The sequence below is a fragment of the Pseudorhizobium sp. NPDC055634 genome, assembly GCF_053618655.1.
In genome coordinates, this window is record NZ_JBSHHW010000012.1 from 13,046 (window position 1) to 36,714 (window position 23,669).

Below are 23,669 nucleotides of genomic sequence, written 5' to 3' on the forward strand. Positions count from 1 at the left end.
CTCAAGACGGAGTATGCGGATGCTTGCACCCGTGGTTTCGGCCGACCAGCCGCCAATTCTGGAGATGCGCGGCATCTCCAAGTCCTTCGGCGCCGTCAAGGCGCTTTCCGATGTCAGCTTCACCGTGCGCGAAGGCGAGATCCATGCGCTCGTCGGCGAAAACGGCGCCGGTAAGTCGACGCTCATGAAGGTGCTGTCGGGGGTCTATCCCCATGGCAGCTACGAGGGCACAATCCTGTTCGGCGGGCAGGAGCGGGAGTTCCGCGACATCAACGATTCCGAGGCGCTCGGCATCATCATCATCCACCAGGAACTCGCCCTCATTCCGCTGATGTCGATCGCGGAGAACATCTTCCTGTCCAATCCGCCGTCGCGCTTCGGCGTCATAGACCGGTCCGCGGTCCATGAGCGGACGAAGGCGCTTCTCGCCAAGGTGGGGCTGGACGAGGCGCCCGACACGCTGATCACCAATATCGGCGTGGGCAAGCAGCAACTGGTCGAGATTGCCAAGGCGCTGTCGAAGGACGTGCGCCTGCTGATCCTCGACGAGCCGACCGCCAGCCTGAACGAGAGGGACAGCGCGGCGCTTCTTGAACTCCTGAAGGAATTCCGCGAGCACGGCATCACCTCGATCCTGATCTCCCACAAGCTGAACGAGATTTCGGCGGTCGCCGACCGCATCACGGTGTTGCGCGACGGCCGCAGCGTCGGCACGCTCGATTGCCACGAAGGCGTCGTCGAAGAGGACGAGATCATCCGGCGGATGGTCGATCGCGACATGGAGAGCCGCTATCCCAAGCGCGAGCCGAAAATCGGCGACGTGATCTTCGAGGTGAAGGACTGGTCGGTCTACCACCCGCAGCATGCCGAACGGCATGTGGTGAAGAACGTCTCGATGCGGGTGCGGGCGGGTGAGGTCGTTGGGATTGCCGGGCTGATGGGCGCCGGCCGCACCGAGTTCGCCATGAGCCTGTTCGGCCGCTCCTGGGGGCGCGACATCACTGGCACCGTGCGCCTGCACGGCCGCGACGCCGACCTCTCCGACGTGCACCGGGCGATCAAGGCCGGGCTTGCCTATGTCACGGAAGACCGCAAGCATCTCGGGCTGATCCTGTCGGAGGATATCCGCAAGAACATCACGCTCGCCCATCTGGGCGGCGTTTCCTCGCGCGGCGTCATCGACGACATCCGCGAAATGAAGGTGGCGCAGGAATTCCGCAGCCGCATGCGGATACGCAGCCACAACGTCTACCAGGAGACCGGCAAGCTTTCGGGCGGCAACCAGCAGAAGGTCGTGCTGTCGAAATGGCTGTTCACCCACCCGGACGTGCTGATCCTCGACGAGCCGACCCGCGGCATCGACGTGGGCGCGAAATACGAGATTTATTCGATCATCAACGAACTGGCCGGGGCCGGAAAGGGCGTCGTCGTGATCTCCTCCGAAATGCCCGAACTCATCGGCATCTGCGACCGGATCATGGTGATGCACGAGGGCGATTTCGTCGGCGAGGTGGCCGGAGCGGAGGCCACACAGGAAAACATCATGCGTGCCATCATGCGCCGCAAGGAGAGGGAAGAATGAGCAACCCGCCAAACACGATGACGTCGCCGCAGCGGGGCGCCGGATTCTGGAAGGAAAACCTTCGCGAGTACGGCATGATGATGTCGCTGCTCGCGATCGTGGTGTTCTTCTATTTCGCCACCGGCGGCGTGATCCTGAAGCCGCTCAACGTCACCAACATCATCCTGCAGAACAGCTACATCGTCATCATGGCGCTCGGCATGCTGATGGTGATCGTGACCGGCCACATCGACCTGTCGGTCGGGTCCGTCGCCGGGTTCATCGGCGCGGTTGCCGCCGTGATGATGGTCCAGTACGACATGAACTTCGTCGTGGCGGGCCTGCTGTGCCTTGCGCTGGGCGGGCTGATCGGGGCGATGCAGGGCTTCTGGGTCGCCTATTTCAAGATCCCGTCGTTCATCGTGACGCTCGCGGGCATGCTGGTCTTCCGGGGCCTGATGATCGCCGTCCTGAGCGGTCGCTCGATCGGGCCGTTCGATCCGACCTTCCAGAAGCTCTCCTCCGGCTACATCCCCGAACTGATCACCGCCGCGAACGGGCTCTACGTCACGTCGCTGATCCTCGGACTGGGGCTAGCCGGGCTCCTGGTCTGGCAGAACTTCAAGGGCCGCGCACGCCGCATCTCGCACGATGTCGAGACGGAGCCGTTCGGCTTCTTCCTCGCCAAGAACGTCGTGATGTTCGCGATCGTCGGCTACATCGCCTACCTCATCTCCTCGCATCGCGGCATGCCGAACGTCCTGATCATCATGGCGCTCCTGATCGCCGCTTATGCCTTCTTCACCAACCGGACGATCCTCGGGCGCCAGATCTATGCGGTGGGCGGCAACGAGAAGGCGGCGGCACTCTCCGGGATCAAGACGGCGCGGCTGACCTTCTTCACCTTCGTCAACATGGGCGTGCTGGCCGCGCTGGCGGGCCTCGTCTTCGCGGCGCGACTGAACACGGCCACTCCGAAGGCCGGCCTCGGCTTCGAGCTCGACGTCATCGCCGCCTGCTTCATCGGCGGCGCGTCGGCCTATGGCGGCGTCGGCAAGGTCACCGGCGCGGTGATCGGCGCATTCATCATGGGCGTGATGAACAACGGCATGTCGATCCTCGGCATCGGCATCGACTACCAGCAGGTGATCAAGGGGCTCGTCCTGCTCGGGGCGGTCTGCGTCGACGTCTACAACCAGCGCCGCTGATGAAAAGTACCTGCACGGTCCCACCACCGGGGCCGGCCGATGCCGGAACCGGCCGCAGCGCTGCGCGTTCGCCTGTCTCAACGGGAGAATGCGGATGCGGGATCAACTGCGGTTCGAGTGGCTTGCGCGCTTCGGCTATGCGGCGCGGGGCATCGTCTACATCCTCGTGGGCGGCATGGCGCTGCTTTCGACGGTCGGGGGCGGGGAGGCGGATTCGCAATCCGCGCTGAAGCTGGTTCTGGAGCAGCCCCTCGGCGCGGCGTGGCTGGGGCTGATCGGGATCGGGCTGGTCTTCTTCATCGTCTGGCGGCTGGCCCAGGCTCTTCTCGACGCCGACCATCAGGAAAACGATGCCAAGGGGCTGGTGATCCGCGCGGCTCTCCTCGTGAGCGCCGCCACCTATACCGGCCTTGCCGCCTATGCCATCGGGCAGGCGCTGAAGATCTCCCTCGGCGATGGCGCCGGCAACAGCCGGGAAAGCTGGACCAGCTGGCTGATGGAGCAACCGTTCGGCCCCTATCTCGTGGCGGCGGTCGGCCTGGCGGTAGTCTGCGCCGGCGGCGTGCAGGTCCACAAGGGGGTCACGAGAGGCTACGAGAAGTTCGTCCGCATCGCCGGCCGGCACAAGCGTCTCCTCGATCTTCTGTGCATGTACGGTCTTGCCGCCCGTGGCGCGATCTTCGTCATCGTCGGCGGGTTCTTCCTGTTCGCAGCCTGGGCCGTCGATGCCGGCCAGGCGGGAAGCACGTCGGATGCGCTCACCTGGGTGCGAAGCCTGCCGTTCGGCGGACCGCTCTACGGTCTGGCTGCCCTCGGACTTTTTGCCTTCGGGGCCTATGGCCTGATCGAGGCGAGATATCGCATTATCCGCGAACCGTCCTTAAGTGATGCCGGGCGCGTCCTGCGGACGTGAGCGTCGGCGATAATCCAGGGGAGTGAAGAATGGCGTTTCATCGGCAGGTCGGCCGCAAGCTCATCGACCGGATCATGACCTTCGAGCCGGCGACGCTCATTCTCTTCGCGGCCGCGGCCGGCGGGCTTTTCGTCTTCCTGCAGCTGACCGGAGAGGTGATGGAGGGCGACACGCGCGCCTTCGACGAGAGCATCCTTCTCCTGCTGCGGCAGTCGGACGACCTGCACAGGCCGATCGGTCCCTTCTGGCTTCCCCATGCCATGGACGACATCACCGCGCTCGGCGGCACGACCGTGCTGTCGCTGATGACGGTCATCATCACCGGCTACCTTCTTCTGGCCAAACGCCGGGCCATCGCCGTCTTCACCTTCGCCGCCGTGGTCGGCGGCTGGGTATTGAGCGCGCTGCTGAAACTCGGCGTCGCGCGTCCCCGGCCGGACATCGTGCCCCATCTCGTCGAGGTCCACGACCTGAGCTTCCCGAGCGGCCACGCCATGCTGGCGGCGGCGACCTATCTTACGCTGGGCGCGCTTCTGTCACGCGGCGAGGCGAGGCGGGCGATGCGGCTCTACATGATCGGCGTCGCGGTCTTCCTGACCTTCATCATCGGCCTGAGCCGGGTCTATCTCGGGGTGCATTATCCGACCGACGTGCTCGGCGGCTGGTGCGCGGGCGCCACCTGGGCGCTTATCTGCTGGCTGGTCGCCCGCCGTTATATCGCCCAAACACCGGGCTAAGGCGGATAGCTCGCCGATGGGGAAAACGAGGTTCGTGCTTGAGCGGAACGGCATCAACCTTTAGACCTTGATCGGGCTGGAGCATGGCCGAAATCAGGTGGGACACGTTGATCGATCCATACGAGACCCTCGGTGTCGAACGAGACGCCGATGCCGCACAGGTCAAGACAGCTTATCGCAAGCGCGCCAAGAACGCCCATCCGGACACCGGGGGCGACATCGACGCCTTCGCCAGGCTGAAGACCTCGTACGAACTGCTTTGCGACCCCGTGCGCCGCAAGGTCTTCGACGAGACGGGCTACGACCCGACATTGGCCGATACCAAGGACCTCGAGGGCCTGCTGGTGCTCGAGGGGCTGATCAACGACTTCATCCTCGACGAGCGGGAGCCGGGCAGCTTCGATCCGGTGGCCGCGATGCGGCGAAAGCTCACCGACAGGATCGTCAACGTGCGCTTCCACATTCTCGAGCTGGAGCGGCACAGGGCGCGGATACGCAACCACATGGACCGGATCGGACGGCGGCCGGAAACCGATTTCCTCGGCAGCATGATGCGGGCGCGCAGCGATTCGATAACCGAGGCCATCGGCAAGGCCGAGGTGCAGATCGCCACCATCGAGCAGGCCTACCAGATGCTGGAAGGCTATTCCTACGAGATCGAGGTGGAAGCGAAAAGCGCCGCCGAATAGCCGCCGCCACTGGTCGCGGCCGTCGCCCCGCCTCCTGGCTTAGCCCGCGCAAGGAGCATGGAGAGGGAAGATGGTGATCGATCATTTCGTGCTGTCGCAGAACGACTGGGTTCCCAACAATCCGGTGCTCCCGGTGATCACCTGCAAGGGCATCCGGGCGGAAGGCGGCGATCTCGCGACGACCTTCGAGAGATTCTTTGCCCGCAACGGCTGGCAGGGGATCTGGCGAAACGGCATCTTCGACTATCACCACTATCACACCATGGCGCATGAGGTGCTGGGGATCGCACGCGGACGGGGCGTCGTGATGCTGGGCGGACCGGGGGGCCCGGAAGTCGAGGTGTCCGCCGGCGATTGCCTGATCCTGCCCGCCGGTACGGGCCATTGCCGGCTTTCCGCCAGCGACGATTTCCTGGTGATCGGCGCCTATCCGCCGGGCCAGGACCCAGAGCTTCGGCGAAATGCGCCGGGAGAGGCGGGGCTTCACATCATCGCGACGCTTCCGTTGCCGGAAAGCGATCCGCTCGGCGGCAAGGCCGTCGGCGAGCTTTGGGGCAATGCCGGCTGAGCGACCGTCACCCTCTCCAGCGAAGGTAGATGGTGGAAAGCGGCGGCAGGACCAGATGCAGGGACTGTTCCTTCCCGTGGGCCGGGACGGCCTCCGTCCAGGCCTCGACATTGCCAAGGTTGGAGCCGCCGTAGCAGGCGGCGTCGGAGTTCAGGACCTCCTCCCAGCGGCCGGCGCGCGGCACGCCGACGCGATAGCCGTGGCGGGGCACCGGCGTCATGTTGGACACGGCGAGAATGCAGGACGCGCGATCCTGCGGCCAGCGCAGCATTCCGAAGATCGAATTCTCCGCATCGTCTCCCACGGCCCATTCGAACCCCTCCGGATGAAGGTCGCCGTACTGGAGCGCCGGCTCGGACGCGTAGAGGCGGTTCAGGTCGCGGACCAGCCGCTGGACGCCCGCATGCATCGGATCGTCCAGCAGGTCCCAGTGCACCGAACTGTCGTGGTTCCACTCGGCAAGCTGGGCGATCTCGCCGCCCATGAACAGCAGCTTCTTTCCGGGATGCGCCCACATGAAGCCGAAATAGGCCCTGAGGTTGGCATGCTTCTGCCACATGTCCCCCGGCATCTTGCCGAGAAGCGAGCCCTTGCCGTGGACGACTTCGTCATGGGACAGCGGCAGCACGAAGCGTTCCGAATGGGCGTAGACCATGCCGAAAGTCATCATCCCGTGGTGGTATTTCCGGTAGACGGGGTCCTCCTCCATGTAGTGCAGGCTGTCGTGCATCCAGCCCATGTTCCACTTGAAGTCGAAGCCGAGCCCGCCTTCCTCGGGCGGGCGGGTCACGCCCGGCCAGGCGGTCGATTCTTCCGCGACCGTGAAGGCATGCGGGCAGCGCTGGTGGACGATGCTGTTGAGGTGCTTGAAGAACTCGACCGATTCCAGGTTCTCGCGGCCGCCATACTTGTTCGGAATCCACTCGCCGGCATTGCGGCTGTAGTCGCGGTAGAGCATGGAGGCGACCGCGTCGACGCGTAGCGCATCGATATGGTAGTGCTCCAGCCATTCCAGCGCGCTGGCGATGAGGAAACCCTTCACCTCGTTGCGCCCGAGATTGTAGATCAGCGTATTCCAGTCCTTGTGAAAACCCTCTCGCGGATCCTCGTGCTCGTAGAGTGCGGTGCCGTCGAAGCGCGCGAGGCCCCAGACGTCGGTCGGGAAATGGGCGGGCACCCAGTCCAGTATGACGCCGAGCCCGGCGGCATGGCAGCGGTCCACGAAATAGGCCAGATCTTCCGGCGTCCCGTAGCGGCCGGTTGGCGCGAAAAGGCCGAGCGGCTGGTAGCCCCAGGAGCCGCCGAAGGGATGCTCCATGATCGGCAGGAGCTCGATATGGGTGAAGCCGAGATCGGCGACATAGGGGATCAGGCGCTGGCTGAGCTCGATCCAGTCGAGGTTGCGGTTGCCTTCCTCCGGTATGCGCAGCCAGGATTCCAGATGGACCTCGTAGACCGACATCGCCTCCTTTCCCTCGCGGGCCGAATGACGATGCATCCATTCGTCGTCGCTCCAGCGGAAGGGCGCATTGGAGGCGACGATCGACGCGGTGGAGGGCGCTGCCTCGCTTGCACGCGCCACCGGATCGGCCTTCTGCGGCAAGGTATTGCCGTTGCGATCGACGATCTCGAACTTGTAGCGCTCGCCGGGCCCGAGCCGCGGGACGAAGAGCTCCCAGATGCCGGCGGAGGGGCGGAGACGCATTGGGTGACGGCGTCCGTCCCATGCATTGAAGTCGCCGACGACGGAGACGCGGCGCGCGTTCGGGGCCCAGACGGCGAAGCGGACCCCGGAGACGCCGTCCACTTCCATGGGCTGGGCGCCGAGCGCCCGGGCGAGGTCGTAATGGGTCCCCTGCGAAATCAGATGAAGGTCCAGCTCGCCGAGAAGGAGGCCGAAGGAGTAGGGGTCCTCCGTCTCCTGGATCGCGTCGGGCCAGTGGATGCGGAAACGGTATCGGCCGCGGCTGCCGATATCGGCGGCGAAGAGGCCGCCGTGGAAGACCTGCTCCATCGTCGCGATCACCGTGCCGCTGTCGGCGTCGATCACCTCTACCGAGGCTGCACCCGGCAGCAGCGTCCTCACCACATGGGTCTGGCCGACCGTGTGGCGACCGAGGATTGCGAAGGGATCGCCATGGCGCCCCTCCACGAGAGCCTGAAGTGCGCCATTGTCGACATTGGCAAGAAGGTCAGCACGCTCAAGGTTCATTCCGAAGTCTCCAGGAGCCTCGTTGCGATCTGGGCAAAGCCCTCGAGCGGGATGGGAAGCCATTTCGGGCGGTTTCGCGCTTCGTAGGCAATCTCGTAGGCTGCCTTTTCGAGAAGGAAGAGGTCGAGCATGGCGCTCGTCTTCTCCGCGTCCATGGCAAGGGCGGGCACCGCCGCGGTCGCCTCGAAATACTGCTCGCGGAAGGCCTGCTCGGCTTCCCGCCCGAAGAGGCCCACGACCTCTCGGCGTCGCGGCTGGTCGGCGTCGGCCACCACGTCCTGCTCGAGGTCGGCGGTCGCGGCCAGATAGCTCAGCGAGCGGAGAAGGCCGGCGACGTCCCGGAGCGGGCTTGCCTTGGCGCGCCGGTCGGCAAGAGCCCGGGCCGGCTCGCCCTCGAAGTCGATGATGTAGGCGTCGCTTTCGGCGACAAGGATCTGGCCGAGGTGGAAGTCGCCATGGTGACGCGTCATCAGGGCGCCCTCCGCCACATCGGCAAGCCGGGAGGCGGCGTCCAGGAGTTTCTCCCGCCGCGCAATAAGGGGCTGGACGCGCTGCGATGCCGTCGGGTCGAGATCGCCGGCCTCGTTCGTCAGGATGTCGAGCGCCGTCGCGACCTGCGAGGTGACCGACTGTCGCCAGGTGGCCACGTTTTCGGGCTTCGCCTTGACGGGCCGGAAATCGGGGTCGTCGGTGTCCTGCGAGAGCGCGACATGGAGTTCACCGAGCCTGCGTCCGATGGTGCCGGCGAAGTCGATCAGCGGCCGGAACTGGTCGTGGATCGTCTCTTCACCGGCGTCGGTCACGAGGACTTCGTCCATGCAGCGCCGCAGGTTACCGAGCATCCAGGTCCATGCGTCACCCTGGTTGCGGATGGCGCCCTGGATGATCATGAGCGTGTAGCGGCTGCCGTCCGGCGCGGTGCGCGCGACTTCGCCGAGGAGCGGAGCGGTGTTCTGGTAACCGGCCCGGGTCAGGTAGCGGGTCATCTCGACTTCCGGATGGATGCCCGGGAAAATGTGGCGGATCAGCTTGATCATCGCCAAGTCGCCGACGATCAGCGAGCTGTTGGATTGCTCGGTGGAAAGCCAGTTCACCTGCATGTCGTCGGTCATGCCCATGCAGTCCAGGCTCTCGGTGCCGAGGAATTCCAGCGTTCCCGCGCGCCCCGAAACCCGCGACCTTTCGCAAAGAGCGCGGATGACACCGCGCGCCATGCTCTCCATCGCAAAACCGTCGGTCAGGAAACCGACGCGGCGCCCCTGGCGGATACGGCAGAGCGCCAGTTGCTGGGCAAGTGCCGTCGGATGCGTCTCGTCCCAAGCGGCGGCGAGGGGAAGGAGATAGGTTTCGGTATGGCCTTCGAGATCGGCTTCCAGCTCGCCGAGAAGGATGTTGCCGACGAAGGGCAGCGTCGTCGCCGAGACGAGCCGCACCCCGTTCAGCCGCTCTCCCTTCGAGCCGAACCAGCGGCGCTTGGAGACATAGGCGGGGAGGATTTCCCGCGACAGGGTGTCGGCAAGGCGGCTCTCTTCCAGGAGTTCGTGCAGGTCGCGGCGGATGACCAAGGTGAGGAGGTCGTCGAGCTGTTCCGGGGGCTGGTTCCGCCACGCAGGCCCGTCGGCTTCGGCCACAAGCTGGAACCAGAAGAAACCGTAGGGGGGCATGGTTAGGAGGTAGGTCAGCTGGCCGATCGGGGGGAAGGGCGACATGCCGGTCAGCTCGATCGGCACGCGGCCCTCGAACTCCGACAGGTCGAGCTCGACGGCCTGCGGCAGGCGCGAGAGGTTTGCGACGCACAGGAGCGTCTCGCCCTCGTATTCCCGCAGATAGGCGAGGATCTTCCGGTTGCCGGGCGCGAGGAAGCGAAGGCTGCCGCGGCCGAAGGCGGGATGCTTGCCGCGGAGCGCCAGCATCCGCCGCGTCCAGTTCAGTAGCGAGTGGGCGTCGGCGGCCTGCGCCTCCACATTGACCGCCTCGTATCCGTAGAGCGGGTCCATGATCGGCGGCAGAACGAGACGGGCGGGATCGGCCTTGGAGAAGCCGCCATTGCGGTCGGGCGACCATTGCATCGGGGTTCGCACGCCGTCACGGTCGCCCAGATAGATGTTGTCGCCCATGCCGATCTCGTCGCCGTAATAGAGCACCGGCGTGCCGCGCATGGAGAGCAGTAGCGCGTTCATGAGCTCGATACGCCGGCGGTCGCGCTCCATCAGCGGCGCAAGCCGCCTGCGAATGCCGAGATTGATGCGGGCGCGGCGATCCGCGGCATAGGTGTTCCAGAGATAGTCGCGCTCCTCGTCGGTGACCATTTCAAGGGTCAGTTCGTCGTGGTTGCGCAGGAAGATCGCCCACTGGCAGTTCTCGGGGATCTCGGGCGTCTGCCGCATGATGTCGGTGATCGGAAAACGGTCCTCCTTGGCGATCGCCATGTACATGCGCGGCATCAGCGGGAAGTGGAACGCCATGTTGCACTCGTCGCCGTCGCCGAAATATTCGCGGGTATCCTCCGGCCACTGGTTGGCCTCGGCGAGCAGCATCTTGCCCGGATGCGTGGCGTCGAGGGCGGCGCGGATCTTCTTGAGGATCTCATGCGTCTCGGAAAGGTTCTCGTTGATCGTACCCTCCCGCTCGATGAGATAGGGAATGGCGTCGAGCCGGAAGCCGTCGATGCCGGTTTCGAGCCAGAACCGCATCACCTTCAGAAGCTCGTCGAGGACGGCCGGACTGTCGAAGTTGAGATCGGGCTGGTGGGAATAGAAGCGGTGCCAGTAGTAGGCGCCGGCGACCGGGTCCCAGGTCCAGTTGGATTTTTCGGTGTCGAGGAAGATGATCCGGGTCTCGGGAAACTTCTGGTCCGTGTCCGACCAGACGTAGAACTCCCTCTCCGGCGACCCGGGCGGTGCGTGGCGGGCGCGCTGGAACCAGGGATGCTGGTCCGAGGTGTGGTTGATGACCAGTTCGATGATGACCTTGATGCCGCGCTCGTGCGCCGCTTCGACGAAACGCCGGAAGTCGTCCATCGTGCCGTAGTCCGGGCTGACGTCACCGTAATCGGCGATGTCATATCCATCGTCGCGGCGGGGCGAGGGGAAGAAGGGCAGAAGCCAGATCGCGGTGCACCCGAGCGAAGCCACGTGGTCCAGCTTCTCGTGCAGGCCCTGGAAGTCGCCGATCCCGTCGCCGTTGCCATCGAAGAACGACTTGATGTGGAGCTGGTAGATGATCGCGTCCTTGTACCACAAGGGATCGCTGGCGATCCGCGCCTGCGACTGCAGGGTATCCATTCGCATTCCTCCCTTATCGCACGCGCCAGATGCCGAACGGCATCGCGGGTTCGAGCCGCAGGCGTTGCACCTTGCCGTTCCATGTGAATTGATGGCCCGAGATCAGGTCCTCCATGGGAAGCGCGCCGTGGTCCGGCAGGTTCCAGGACCAGAGCGGGATCTCGACGTCCGCTTCCTGGGCGTTATGTGGATCGAGGCTGATGGCCACCATGACGACGTTCTCCCGGCCCGCACTTGCCTTCTCGAAGAAGAGGACGTTGTCGTTCCAGGCGTTGAGCAGCGTCAGCCCGAGATGCGAGTGAAACGCGGGGTTCTCCCGGCGGATGCGGTTGAGGAGCGCGATTTCCTGCTTGATGTTGCCCGGCCGGTCCCAGTCCCAGGCACGGATCTCGTATTTCTCGCTGTCGGCATATTCCTTGCGCTTGGCGTCCGGCCGGCCCTCGCAGAGTTCGAAGCCGTTATAGACACCCCATAGGCCCGAGAGGGTGGCCGCAAGTGCGGCGCGGATGAGATAGGCCGAACGGGGGGCGTTCTGCAGGAAGTCCGGATTGATGTCGTGGGTGTTGACGAAGAAGTGCGGCCGGAAGAAATCCCTGGGCGCTTCGGTGGTTATCTCGCGCATGTACTCTTCGAGTTCCCACTTGCTGTTGCGCCAGGTGAAGTAGGTGTAGGACTGCGAGAAGCCGATCTTCGCCAGCCGGTACATGACCTTCGGCTTTGTGAAGGCCTCCGACAGGAAGAGCACGTCCGGGTGGCGCGAGCGGATGTCGGCGATCAGCCATTCCCAGAATGGAAACGGCTTGGTGTGGGGATTGTCGACGCGGAAGAGCTTGACGCCCTGGTCGACCCACATCTGCACGATGTCGCGAAGCTCCTGCCAGAGCGAGGGGACCGCGTCGGCCGCATAGAAATCGACGTTGACGATGTCCTCGTATTTCTTCGGCGGGTTTTCCGCGTAGCGGATCGTGCCGTCCGGGCGCCAGTCGAACCAGCCCGGGTGCTCCTTCAGCCACGGGTGATCGGGCGATGCCTGGATGGCGAGGTCGAGCGCGATCTCCAGACCATGCTCCTTTGCCTCCTTCACCAGCCGGCGGAAGTCCTCGAAGGTTCCGAGTTCCGGATGGATAGCATCATGGCCGCCGAGTTCCGAGCCGATGGCGTAGGGGCTTCCCGGATCGCCGGGCAACGCCTTGAGGCTGTTGTTGCGCCCCTTCCGGTTGGTCGAGCCGATCGGGTGGATCGGCGGGAAGTAGAGGACGTCGAAGCCGAGTTCACGAATGGCCGGCAGGCGCGAGATGACGTCGTCGAAGGTGCCGTGACGATTGGGATCGCCGCTCTGGGAGCGCGGGAAGATCTGGTACCAGCTGGCGAAGGAGGCGCCGAGCCGCTCTGCGTCCAGCGGGATGATATGCGAGCGGAGGCGGAAGGGGCGGCGGTCCGCCTTCTCCATGAGTTCGGACGTGTCGTGGGCGAGCAGAAGCTCGATCCGGCGTGATTCCGAGGCCTGTTCGAGATCGCCCACGAGCTTCTGCAGCGCCGTGACAAGGCCAGGATGCGCCGAAGCCAGAGCCTCCTTGACGAGGTTGATTCCTTCCTGGATCTCCAGCTTCAGGTCCAGCCGGGCATCGTGCTTCTTGGTGAATTCGTAGCGGAAGATCGCGAACGGGTTTCGCCAGGCCTCGATCGCGAACTCGTGGCGCCCCATGCGCAGCGGCGTGAACTCGGCTCTCCAGCGGTCGTTCTCGAAGAGCTGCATGCGGACTTCCTGCCAGTCGTCCTCGTCGCCGGCGCGCCACAGGAGGACGGCGGCCAGCGGATCATGGCCGTCGCCGAAGATATCCGCCTCCACCCGCACGGCCTCACCGACCACCCGTTTGACGACGAAACGGCCGTCGTCCACCGAGGGAGTGATATGCTCGATCGCCAGCCGCGGCGCGGCCGAAGCCACCGCAAGGTCAGGCAGCGGCGAGCGCGAAATGACGGGCGTCGACACGCGGCCTTCGAGGAGGCGGACTTCGCCGGGCTTCAGCCTCTGGGTGGGCGAGCCGTCGACGTCCTTGAGGGGCAGGAAGGACGAGGCGATCTGGTTGATCGCGTTGGCGGGAAGGGCCGCCGTCTGCCGCAGGTCGCGATTGACGAGGATTACCCGGATCCTGTCGGAGGATCGCAGGTCTTCCCGGTTCGACTGCACGATGGCGACGGCCGGCGTGTTGGTGGCCGAAATCAGCGTGAACGGGTGCTGCTGGAACCCGTCCTGCTCCTGCCTCAGCACATCGTTGATCGCGCGGATGTCTCCGCCGATGTCGTAGGCCGACTGGTCCCTGAGGCCGGCGAGCCCGAGACCGTCGCCATGCATCTGGTCGAGCGGAGTGGAGGCCCCGAATTCGAAGCCCATCGGAAGCATCAGGCCGCCGCCGAAACGGGCCGCGAGCTTCAGCGCCCGCAGCGCCTTCCGCTGCAGGATTTCGCGCCCTTCGGCGCCGTGGGCGATCCGCTTGTCGTAAGGGGCTTCGGGAAATGCGATCTCTATTCCGAGGCCGCGCTGGACCTCGTGCTCCTGCGACAGCCAGCCGTCCTGCAGGTTCCACCAGGCGAAGGAGGAAAAGCAGCCGTCGAGGCCGGCACCTTTCAGCGCGCGCCGGCGATCGAAGCTGGTGCCGGGCGTCCAGGCGAAGAAGGCCGTGCCGTCACGCCTGTTCCGAGCCGTCTTGACGAGCGAGGCCCATGCCTCCTCGGGGACGCGGTCGATGCCGAGGCAGCGGAAGCCGGATACACCGGACGCGACAATCCTGCCGATCCGGTCGCGCCATTCCTCCAGGTAGTTGTACGTGGTCTCGCTCGGGGCGAGATCCAGGAAGCGGCTGCAGCCCGCATCCGGCCCGATCCGGGGGTCGGCGGCGATGTCGCCATTGTCGCGATCCTCCTCAGCCACCCGGTCGATGACCAGATCGAGCATCAGCCGCAGGTTGTGGCTCTCGGCCATCTTCGAGAGGCGGGAGAGGCCGGCCTCGACCTCCTCGCCAAGTCCGAGGCCGGGATCGAGGCGATCGAAGTCGCTGGAGACGAAGACGCTCGCGCCGCGGCCGCGGTGGAACAGCGGAGCGGTCAGCACCCAGTCGAAACCGAGCGCATGGGCGTGCGCGAAGACCTCCTCCCAGGCGTCGTATCCCTTCAGAAGGAGCGGGTGGATGTAATAGATGCGGGGGAGCTGGGCGAGGCGGGAGACCGGAGCATTGAACGTAGGAACAGTATTCATCGCGGAGCCTTGCGTTTGCTTCGACAGCTAAACGACAAGGCCCCGGGCTTGTTCCCTTGGGACAGGACTAGTTCAGTTGCGCCTCGGCGACGGCTTCCTTGAAGCGCTCGCGCGCAATCTCGGCGGTCTCGCGGCCGTCCAGGGCCGCAAGGCAGGCATGGCGCGCCGTGATGAACCGCGGGCCCTTTATGTTCGGCCAGTGATGGTCGAGGAGATCGAGGGCTTCGTAGGCGTTGGAGACGGCGCTGACGCTGGTCCTCACAGGTCTTTGCCAGGTAACGTTCTGCATATCATCCTCCCATGATGTCAGGTCTTCCGGCCAAAAGGCCAAGACGTCCGATGAACGTCCAGGAGTGGCAGCAGTTGCGCCGCGCCGGCACGTTAGCACGTCCGCGACCGGGTGGCATCGATTTAATGCCGTGGGGTGCCTCGGGGCCTGTCGAATGCGCAGGTCCGTGACGGGTGACCGGCCGATGGCGCCGGCATCACGACATGCCCATCGGCGCAACCGAGCCGGGCAATTGTCATCGCCGGAGGAAGATATATAACCAGTGCTTGATCTGGCATGGGAATGGGTATGTTTCGGCGGACTGGCCTATCGAATTTGGATCTGAACGAGTTGTTCAATCTCTCTCCGAATCCCTATGTCGTCGTCGACAGGGACCTGCGTATAGTCGGAGCGAATGACGCATATCTCGCCGTGACCTCCCGGTCGGAAGAAGAGGTCATCGGTCATCTCATGTTTGACGTCTTTCCCAGTGACCCGGATTCCGGGCACGGGAAGATACTGCGCGAGTCCTTTGCGCGGGTTCTGGCGACCGGGGAGATCGACCACCTCCCGCTCATTCCCTATCCCATCACCGGTCCCGAGGGACTGATGGAGAACCGCTATTGGAGCGCGACGCATACGCCGGTCAAGGATGCGGACGGCAAGGTCGACTTCATCTTCCAGCACACGGTGGACGTGACGGAACTCCATACCCTGCGCCAGGGCGGCACGACGAACGACTGGAAGATGCAGACCGACCTCATGCGCCGGGTCGATGCGGTCCAGGGGCAGAACCGGATTCTCGGGGAGGAGCGCGAGTATCTGCGCAACCTGTTCGAGCAGGCGCCGGGCTTCATGGCGGTCCTGCGCGGTCCGGAGCATGTCTTCACCATCGCCAACCGCTCCTACCGGCAACTGGTCGGTCGGGAGGACCTGATCGGCAAGTCGGTGAAGGATGCGCTGCCGGACCTCAACGGCCAGGGCTTCTACGAGCTTCTGGATGAGGTCTACGAGACCGGCGAGCCCTACGCCGCCAACGCGGCGAGGGTCGTCCTGGAATGGGGGGACAACGGTCCCCAGGAGCACTACCTGGATTTCGTCTACCAGCCGATCCGGGACGCGGACGACAAGGTCTTCGGCATTTTCGTGCAGGGGCATGATGTCACCGCGTTGCGGCAGGCCCAGGAGACGGCCAGGGAAAACGAAAGCCGCTTCCGTACGCTCGCTGAATCTCTCCCCAACCAGGTATGGACGGCCAAGCCGGACGGCGAGGTGGACTGGTGCAGCGACCAGGTCTACCGCTACAGCGGAATGCAGAAGCTGCATTTCGACGCGAACACGCGTTCGAACATGGTCCATCCGGACGATGCCGAGCGAGTATCTGCCGAGTGGCAGCAGTGCCTGCGCACCGGACAGCTCTTCGAGGTCGAACTCAGGCTGCGCCGCAATGACGGCGCCTACAGGTGGTTCATCAGCCGCGCGGCGCCCCTGACCAACAGTGCCGGCGACATCGTTCTCTGGGTCGCGACCAATACCGATATCGAAGAGCAGAAGCAGACGGAGTCCCACCTCGAAATCCTGGCGGAATCGCTCGGCCAGACGATCGAGGCGCGCACGCAGGAACTGGAGCGTACCCAGGAAGCCCTGCGCCAGAGCCAGAAGATGGAGGCTATCGGCAACCTCGCCGGCGGCATCGCCCACGACTTCAACAACCTGCTGCAGGTCATCAGCGGCAACCTCCAGCTCCTCGGGCGAGATCTCGCGGGGAACGAGGTCGCCGAGAAACGCATCGCTGGGGCGCTTGCGGGCGCCGCGCGGGGCGCAAGGCTTGCCTCGCAGCTCCTTTCCTTCGGACGCCGGCAGCCGCTCGAGCCGAAGGTCATCAATCTCTCGCGGCTGATCCGCGACACCGACCAGCTTCTGCGCCGCAGCCTCGGCGAGGCGATCGAGATCGACACCATCGTCGGCGGGGGACTGTGGAACACGCTCGTCGACCCGAGCAATGTCGAGAACGCCCTTCTGAACCTTGCGATCAACGCGCGCGATGCGATGGATGGAGAGGGCAAGCTGACCATCGAGCTCGGCAATGCCTTCCTGGACGACGAGTATGCCCGCAACGCCTATGACGTGAAGCCGGGCCAGTACGTCATGCTTGCGGTCAGCGATACCGGTTGCGGCATGACGGCGGACGTCCTGGAAAAGGTCTTCGATCCCTTCTTCACGACCAAGCCCGACGGCAAGGGAACGGGGCTCGGCCTTTCGATGGTCTACGGCTTCGTCAAGCAGTCGGGCGGACACATCAAGATCTACAGCGAGCCGGGCAGCGGCACCACGGTGAGGATCTATCTGCCCCGTTCGCTGGAGGCGGAGGACGTGATTGCCGACAGCCTCGGCGGTCCGGTCACCGGCGGGACGGAGACGGTGCTGGTCGTGGAGGATGACGAGGCCGTTCGCGAGGTCGCGGTCGGCCTCCTGGCCGAACTCGGCTACAAGGTGCTTCGGGCCAAGGATGCGGACAGTGCGCTTGCGATCGTCGAGAGCGGCGCTGCGATCGACCTGCTCTTCACCGACGTGGTGATGCCGGGGCGGCTCAGAAGCCGCGATCTTGCCCGCAAGGCAAAGGAGCGCCTGCCGATGCTCGGGGTGCTCTTCACCTCGGGATATACGGAAAATTCGATCGTCCATGGCGGGCGGCTCGATCCCGGCGTCAACCTGCTGAGCAAGCCCTATACGCGGGAAGCTCTCGCGAGGAAGATCCGGCAGGCGATCGAACAGGGCAGGGGCGAGGGCGCCCTGCGCAAGGCGGCACCGGAACAGCAGCCCGCCCAAAAGGATGCTCCGATCAAGGTTCTGCTCTGCGAGGACGAGGCGTTGATCCGCATCTCCACGGCGGACTTCCTGCAGGACGCGGGGATGACCGTCATCGAGGCGGGAACTGCGGGAGAGGCGATCGCCGCTGCGGCGGACCATCCGATCGACGTGCTGGTCGCCGACGTTCACCTGCCCGACATGAGCGGCGTACAGCTGGTCCGGGAAGTCCGGCAGAGGTTTCCGACGCTGCCGGTCATCTTTGCGACGGGCGACCGCAAGGTTTCGGAAATGGACGGGCTGGAGAACACGACCCTCGTCAACAAGCCCTATGATTACGAGATGCTGGCAAGCCGGATCCGTTCGATGATGTCGGGAGGCGACTAGCCCCTGCCGCCGTCCTCCTCCTCCTTGATGCCGAGGGCGACTTCCGTCTTGCGCAGCAGCCAGAGCACGATGACGCCGGTGATGGTGGCCACAATGGCGACGATCCACATGCCGAGCCCGACCGTCAGGCCGACGCCCGCCGAAAGCCACATGCTTGCGCCCGTCGTGAGCCCGCGGACATCGCCGCGGGTATAGACGACGACACCGGCGGCCAGGAAGGCCACCCCGGACGTCACGGCTTCCACGAGGCGGATCGGGTCCATCCGGGTGGCGTCGCTGTCGCCCGTCATCGTCTGCAGCATGTGCAGCGTCACGAGCGAATAGATGGTGGCGGAAAGGCCGATCAGCATGTTGGTGCGGATACCGGCCGTGTTGTTGCGGATTTCGCGTTCCAGTCCGATGAGCCCGCAGAGGAAGAGGGCGCCGAAGATCCTCAGGAACAGGACGCGGATGTCAACGGGGGAATGATAGGAAAATTCGGAGGCAAGAACTTCGGTCATCGTTGGCGTCACCCGTCATCCAATTGTCACCCGACAACTGATGATCGGCGTGGAGGTTCCGACCCGGCGCCGACCAGGGATGCGCGCCGGTCAGAGCCGGCCTTCGGTCTCCTCGATGGCGCGAATGAGGCTTCCGGTCGCCGGAAAGAGCGGGATGAGGCAGGCCTGCAGCGCGTGATAGATGTCGCCCTTGCCTGCAAAGAGCGTGTGCGCCGGAACGAGGTCCGCAGTCAGTTCCTCGTGCCAGCCTCCGTTCTGGTGGTCGAGGAAGCGATTGGCGATGACGCTCCAGACCAGCCGGTAGGTGTCCTCGTAGAAGTCGTCGGCCGGCAGGTGTTCGTTGAGGAAGTGGGCCGCGCCGGCCGCCTCGCACATGGGCCACCAGAGCTTGCTGGTCATGGCCGGCCGATCATCCCAGTCGAGCGTATAGAAGAAGCCGCCCCGCTCCTTGTCCCACCCCAGTGACATCGCCTGTATGAAGAGCGACTTGGCGGCCTCCGGCATCCAGCCGTGCTGCTTGTCGCCGAGCGACCAGAGCTGCAGGAGGAGCCGCGACCATTCCATCCAGTGGCCGGGGGTCGTGCCGGCCGGCCGGAACATCTCGTTTGGATGATAATAGGTCCGGTCGATCCGCCATTCGGCGTCGAAATGCTCCGCGACCCGAAAGCCGACGCTGCCCGCCGCCCGTCGGATGACGAGGTCGGCGATGCTTTCCGCCTTGTTGAGATAATGTCTCTCAGCGGTGACTTCGAAGGCCGACATCAGCGCCTCCGTGATGTGCATATTGGAGTTCTGGCCGCGATAGGCTCCGCCGTCGACGGGCGACCAGTCGCTGCCGAACTCCTCTGCGATCGCGCCGTGGCGGCCTTCCCAGAAACGCGTCTCGATCACCTCGGTCACGTCCGCGAGCATGCCGTCTGCCAGGGGATGGCCTGCCGCCTTGGCGGAGGCGGCGGCGAGAAGCACGAAGGCGTGTCCGTAACCCTGCTTGCTGTCGTCGGCGGGCCCGTCGTCGTTCAGCGACCAGAAATATCCGCCGTTAAGGGGGTCGCGATGCTTCTCCCACAGATAGCGCATGCCGTGGTCGATGATCTCGCCGGCACCCGGGCGGCCGAGCAGGTAGGCGATCGAATAGCAATGGACCATGCGCGCCGAGGCGTGGATGCCGCGCGTCGGATTGTCCGGATCGAGCGGCATGCCGTCGACGGCAAGATCGTTGAAGCCGCCCTTGGGATTGACGGCGCGGTACTGGAAGAAGTCCATGAGCGCATCGGCCTGGCGCAGAAGCCACTGCCGGTGGTAGTCCCGCTTCGCCCAAGTCCTCGGCATCGCCGCCTGATCGCTCATGAGATTCTCCGGAAGCCAATGATTTCAGTGGAGAAAGGTATATCCAGAGCGGGCAGGGCTGTCATTGGCTTTGTGGACGTGAGAAGGCAGCTTCCGTTTGACATAAAGATATCTTTATGCGCTTATGGGGTTCGCATGTGAAGGAGATACCCATGTTCGACGAGCTGTTCGGTCCGCAGGCGGCGCCGCAGGACGGAAACGAAGTCCTTGCCGCGTTGCGCCATGCTGCGCGCGAGCGCATCCTCGTCATCGACGGCGCCATGGGAACGCAGATCCAGGGGCTCGGCTTCGACGAGGACCAGTTTCGCGGCGACCGGTTCGCCGGCTGCGCCTGCCACCAGCAGGGCAATAACGACCTCCTCATCCTTACACAACCGAAGGCGATCGAGGAAATCCACTACCGCTACGCCATGGCAGGCGCAGACATCATCGAGACGAACACCTTCTCCTCCACCCGCATCGCGCAGGCGGATTACGAGATGGAGAACGCCGTCTACGATCTCAACCGGGACGGTGCGCGTCTCGCCCGCCGGGCTGCGCTCAGAGCGCAGAAGGAAGACGGTCGCCGCCGCTTCGTCGCGGGCGCGATCGGTCCGACGAACCGCACCGCCTCGATCTCTCCGGACGTCAACAATCCCGGCTACCGCGCGGTCTCCTTCGACGACCTGCGAAAGGCTTATGGCGAGCAGATCGACGGGCTGATCGACGGCGGGGCCGACCTCATTCTCATCGAGACGATCTTCGACACGCTCAATGCCAAGGCGGCGATCTTCGCCTGCGAGGAGCGTTTCGCGGAAAAGGGCATCCATCTGCCGGTGATGATTTCCGGCACGATCACCGATCTTTCCGGCCGCACGCTGTCGGGACAGACGCCGTCCGCCTTCTGGTATTCCATCCGCCATTCCAATCCGTTCACCGTCGGCCTGAACTGCGCGCTGGGCGCCGATGCGATGCTGCCGCACCTGCAGGAACTCTCCGCGGTGGCGGATACCTTCATCTGCGCATATCCGAATGCCGGCCTGCCGAACGAGTTCGGCCAGTATGACGAGACGCCGGCGGACATGGCGCGGCAGATCGAGGAATTCGCGCGCGAGGGGCTGGTCAACGTGGTCGGCGGTTGTTGCGGGTCGACGCCGGAGCATATCCGGGCGATCGCCGAGACCGTGGCGCGCTATCCGGCCCGCGAAGTGCCGAAGCACCGGCCGCTGATGTCGCTCGCCGGGCTAGAGCCCTTCGTGCTGACCAAGGACATCCCCTTCGTCAACGTCGGCGAGCGGACGAATGTCACCGGCTCGGCCAAGTTCCGCAAGCTGATCACCGCGGGCGACTACACGGCGGCGCTCGCCGTCGCGCGCGACCAGGTGGAGAACGGCGCGCAGATCATCGACATCAACATGGACGAGGGGCTGATCGATTCCGGCCGGGCGATGGTCGAGTTCCTCAACCTCATCGCCGCCGAGCCCGACATCGCCAAGGTGCCGGTGATGATCGATTCCTCCAAGTTCGAGATCATCGAGGCCGGGCTGAAATGCGTCCAGGGCAAGGGGATCGTCAATTCGATCTCGCTCAAGGAGGGCGAGGAGAACTTCCTTCACCAGGCCCGGCTGATCCGCAACTACGGTGCCGCGGTCGTCATCATGGCCTTCGACGAGACGGGCCAGGCGGACAGCTACCAGCGCAAGGTCGAGATATGCGAGCGCGCCTACAAGCTGCTGACGGAAACGGTCGGCTTCCCGCCTGAGGATATCATCTTCGACCCGAACATCTTCGCCGTGGCGACCGGGATCGAGGAACACAACAATTACGGCGTCGATTTCATCGAGGCCACCCGCACGATCCGCGAGCGTATGCCGCTCGTCCATATTTCTGGCGGTGTCTCCAACCTCTCCTTCTCCTTCCGCGGCAACGAGCCCGTGCGGGAGGCGATGCATGCGGTCTTCCTCTATCATGCCATCCAGGCCGGGATGGACATGGGCATCGTCAATGCGGGGCAGCTGGCGATCTACGAGAACATCGACCCCGATCTTCGCGAAGCCTGCGAGGACGTGGTGCTCAACAGGCGCGACGACGCGACCGAGCGCCTCCTCGAGATCGCCGAGCGCTATCGCGGAACGGCGGGCAAGGAGGCGAGGGCCCAGGACCTCACCTGGCGCGAATGGCCGGTCGAAAAGCGCCTTGAGCATGCCCTCGTCAACGGCATTACCGAGTTCATCGAGGGCGATACGGAGGAGGCGCGGCTACAGGCCAGGCGTCCGCTCGACGTGATCGAGGGACCGCTGATGGCCGGGATGAACGTCGTCGGCGACCTGTTCGGCTCGGGCAAGATGTTCCTGCCGCAGGTGGTGAAGTCGGCCCGCGTCATGAAGCAGGCCGTCGCAGTGCTCCTGCCCTACATGGAGGAGGAGAAGCGGCTCGCGGGCGGCGATCAGCGCCAGTCCGCCGGCAAGGTGCTGATGGCGACCGTCAAGGGTGACGTGCACGATATCGGCAAGAACATCGTCGGCGTCGTGCTCGCCTGCAACAATTACGAGATCATCGACCTCGGCGTCATGGTGCCCGCCACGAAGATCCTCGAGACGGCGGTGTCGGAAAAGGTCGATATCATCGGGCTTTCCGGCCTGATCACGCCGTCGCTCGACGAAATGGTCCATGTCGCCTCCGAGATGGAGCGACAGGGCTTCGACATCCCGCTCCTGATCGGCGGGGCGACGACGAGCCGCGTCCATACGGCGGTGAAGATCCATCCGCGCTACGAAAAGGGCCAGGCCGTCTACGTGACCGATGCGAGCCGCGCGGTCGGGGTCGTCTCCTCGCTTCTCTCGCCCGAGGCGAAATCCGGTTACGTCGACAATATCCGCGCCGAATATGCCAAGGTCGCCGCGGCCCACGCGCGAAGCGAGGCCGAAAAGCAGCGACTGCCGCTTGCCCGGGCCAGGGAGAACGCCACCCGGCTCGACTGGAACGCCTACGAGCCGGTTGTGCCGAAGCTTGTGGGAACGAAGGTCTTCGACGACTACTCGCTGGAGGAACTGGCGAAATACATCGACTGGACGCCGTTCTTCCAGACCTGGGAACTGCGCGGCCGTTTCCCCGCTATCCTCGATGACGAGGCCCAGGGCGAAGCCGCCCGCCAGCTCTATGCCGATGCCCAGGCGATGCTGGAGAAGATCATCGCCGAGAAGTGGTTCCGGCCACGCGGGGTGATCGGCTTCTGGCCCGCCAATTCGGTCGGCGACGACATCCGCCTCTACACCGACGACAGCCGTCGTGAGGAACGGGCAACCCTGTTCACCCTTCGGCAGCAGCTGTCGAAGCGCGACGGGCGGCCGAATGTGGCGCTGTCGGATTTCGTGGCGCCCGTGGAGAGCGGCAAGCACGACTATGTCGGCGGCTTCGTGGTGACCGCAGGAATCGAGGAAGTCGCCATCGCCGAACGCTTCGAGCGGGCCAATGACGATTATTCGTCGATCCTCGTGAAGGCGCTGGCGGACCGCTTCGCCGAGGCCTTCGCCGAGCGGATGCACGAGAGGGTCCGCAAAGAGTTCTGGGGCTACGCCGCGGCCGAGAACCTGTCGCCGGACCAGCTGATCGGCGAGGAATATGCGGGCATCCGCCCCGCGCCCGGCTATCCGGCCCAGCCCGACCACACGGAAAAGGCGACCCTGTTCGAGCTGCTCGATGCGGAGAAGGCGACCGGCGTCAAGCTGACGGAGAGCTATGCCATGTGGCCCGGTTCATCCGTCTCCGGCCTCTATATCGGCCATCCGGAGTCCTACTATTTCGGCGTCGCCAAGGTGGAGCGGGACCAGGTACGCGACTATGCGGCGCGCAAGGGCATGGCGGTCGAGGAGGTGGAGCGCTGGCTCGGCCCGATCCTCAACTATGTCCCGACCGGCCGGGCGGAGGCAGAGGACGAGGCGGCCTGAGGCCG

14 protein-coding genes are annotated in these 23,669 nt (G+C 64.8%); 8 read left to right on the forward strand and 6 right to left on the reverse strand.

Translation table 11 applies throughout. The annotated features are described in order from the left end of the window. The first annotated feature begins 19 nt into the window (after positions 1-19). From mmsA to ACWGPT_RS17865, 6 genes are all read left to right on the forward strand, one after another. Complete coding sequence (gene mmsA, locus ACWGPT_RS17840) at positions 20-1,582, forward strand: multiple monosaccharide ABC transporter ATP-binding protein (RefSeq protein ID WP_452606980.1); 1,563 nt, start codon at positions 20-22, stop codon at positions 1,580-1,582. Beyond that, complete coding sequence (mmsB, locus tag ACWGPT_RS17845; RefSeq protein WP_452606981.1) at positions 1,579-2,769, forward strand: multiple monosaccharide ABC transporter permease; 1,191 nt, start codon at positions 1,579-1,581, stop codon at positions 2,767-2,769. The genes mmsA and mmsB overlap by 4 nt, the downstream gene beginning before the upstream one ends. Positions 2,770-2,863: 94 nt before the next feature. Beyond that, positions 2,864-3,682: a DUF1206 domain-containing protein gene (locus tag ACWGPT_RS17850; protein WP_452606982.1), complete on the forward strand. Its 819-nt coding sequence runs from the start codon at positions 2,864-2,866 to the stop codon at positions 3,680-3,682. 29 nt (positions 3,683-3,711) lie between these two features. Further along, complete coding sequence (locus tag ACWGPT_RS17855) at positions 3,712-4,419, forward strand: phosphatase PAP2 family protein (protein WP_452606983.1); 708 nt, start codon at positions 3,712-3,714, stop codon at positions 4,417-4,419. An 83-nt stretch (positions 4,420-4,502) separates the two neighbouring features. After that, positions 4,503-5,108: a J domain-containing protein gene (locus ACWGPT_RS17860; RefSeq protein ID WP_452606984.1), complete on the forward strand. Its 606-nt coding sequence runs from the start codon at positions 4,503-4,505 to the stop codon at positions 5,106-5,108. Positions 5,109-5,178: 70 nt separating this feature from the next. Beyond that, a complete protein-coding gene (locus tag ACWGPT_RS17865) occupies positions 5,179-5,676 on the forward strand; it encodes a cupin domain-containing protein (protein ID WP_452606985.1) in 498 nt (165 codons plus the stop codon). A 7-nt stretch (positions 5,677-5,683) separates the two neighbouring features. Here ACWGPT_RS17865 and glgB read toward each other — a convergent pair whose 3' ends face one another. From glgB to ACWGPT_RS17885, 4 genes are all read right to left on the reverse strand, one after another. Beyond that, a complete protein-coding gene (gene glgB / locus ACWGPT_RS17870) occupies positions 5,684-7,888 on the reverse strand; it encodes a 1,4-alpha-glucan branching protein GlgB (RefSeq protein WP_452606986.1) in 2,205 nt (734 codons plus the stop codon). Beyond that, positions 7,885-11,172: a maltose alpha-D-glucosyltransferase gene (gene treS / locus ACWGPT_RS17875; RefSeq protein ID WP_452606987.1), complete on the reverse strand. Its 3,288-nt coding sequence runs from the start codon at positions 11,170-11,172 to the stop codon at positions 7,885-7,887. Before treS ends, glgB begins: the two co-directional genes overlap by 4 nt. A gap of 13 nt (positions 11,173-11,185) precedes the next feature. After that, the gene (locus ACWGPT_RS17880; protein WP_452606988.1) at positions 11,186-14,428 is read right to left on the reverse strand and encodes an alpha-1,4-glucan--maltose-1-phosphate maltosyltransferase; all 3,243 of its coding nucleotides are present in this window, start codon (positions 14,426-14,428) and stop codon (positions 11,186-11,188) included. Between the two features lie 67 nt (positions 14,429-14,495). After that, positions 14,496-14,717: a DUF982 domain-containing protein gene (locus ACWGPT_RS17885; RefSeq protein ID WP_452606989.1), complete on the reverse strand. Its 222-nt coding sequence runs from the start codon at positions 14,715-14,717 to the stop codon at positions 14,496-14,498. A gap of 330 nt (positions 14,718-15,047) precedes the next feature. On the opposite strand from ACWGPT_RS17885, the gene ACWGPT_RS17890 reads away from it, so the two are divergent. After that, complete coding sequence (locus ACWGPT_RS17890) at positions 15,048-17,891, forward strand: PAS domain-containing protein (protein ID WP_452606990.1); 2,844 nt, start codon at positions 15,048-15,050, stop codon at positions 17,889-17,891. Here ACWGPT_RS17890 and ACWGPT_RS17895 read toward each other — a convergent pair. Together ACWGPT_RS17895 and ACWGPT_RS17900 are read right to left on the reverse strand one after the other, a co-directional pair. Then, the gene (locus ACWGPT_RS17895) at positions 17,888-18,391 is read right to left on the reverse strand and encodes an MgtC/SapB family protein (protein WP_452606991.1); all 504 of its coding nucleotides are present in this window, start codon (positions 18,389-18,391) and stop codon (positions 17,888-17,890) included. The two genes, ACWGPT_RS17890 and ACWGPT_RS17895, sit on opposite strands and share 4 nt — an antisense overlap. 90 nt (positions 18,392-18,481) lie before the next feature. Then, positions 18,482-19,738, reverse strand: a complete 1,257-nt coding sequence (locus tag ACWGPT_RS17900; protein WP_452606992.1) for an AGE family epimerase/isomerase — start codon at positions 19,736-19,738, stop codon at positions 18,482-18,484. 152 nt (positions 19,739-19,890) lie between these two features. On the opposite strand from ACWGPT_RS17900, the gene metH reads away from it, so the two are divergent. After that, on the forward strand, positions 19,891-23,664 hold the full coding sequence (gene metH, locus ACWGPT_RS17905; protein ID WP_452606993.1) for a methionine synthase: 3,774 nt from the start codon (positions 19,891-19,893) through the stop codon (positions 23,662-23,664). Positions 23,665-23,669: the final 5 nt, after the last annotated feature.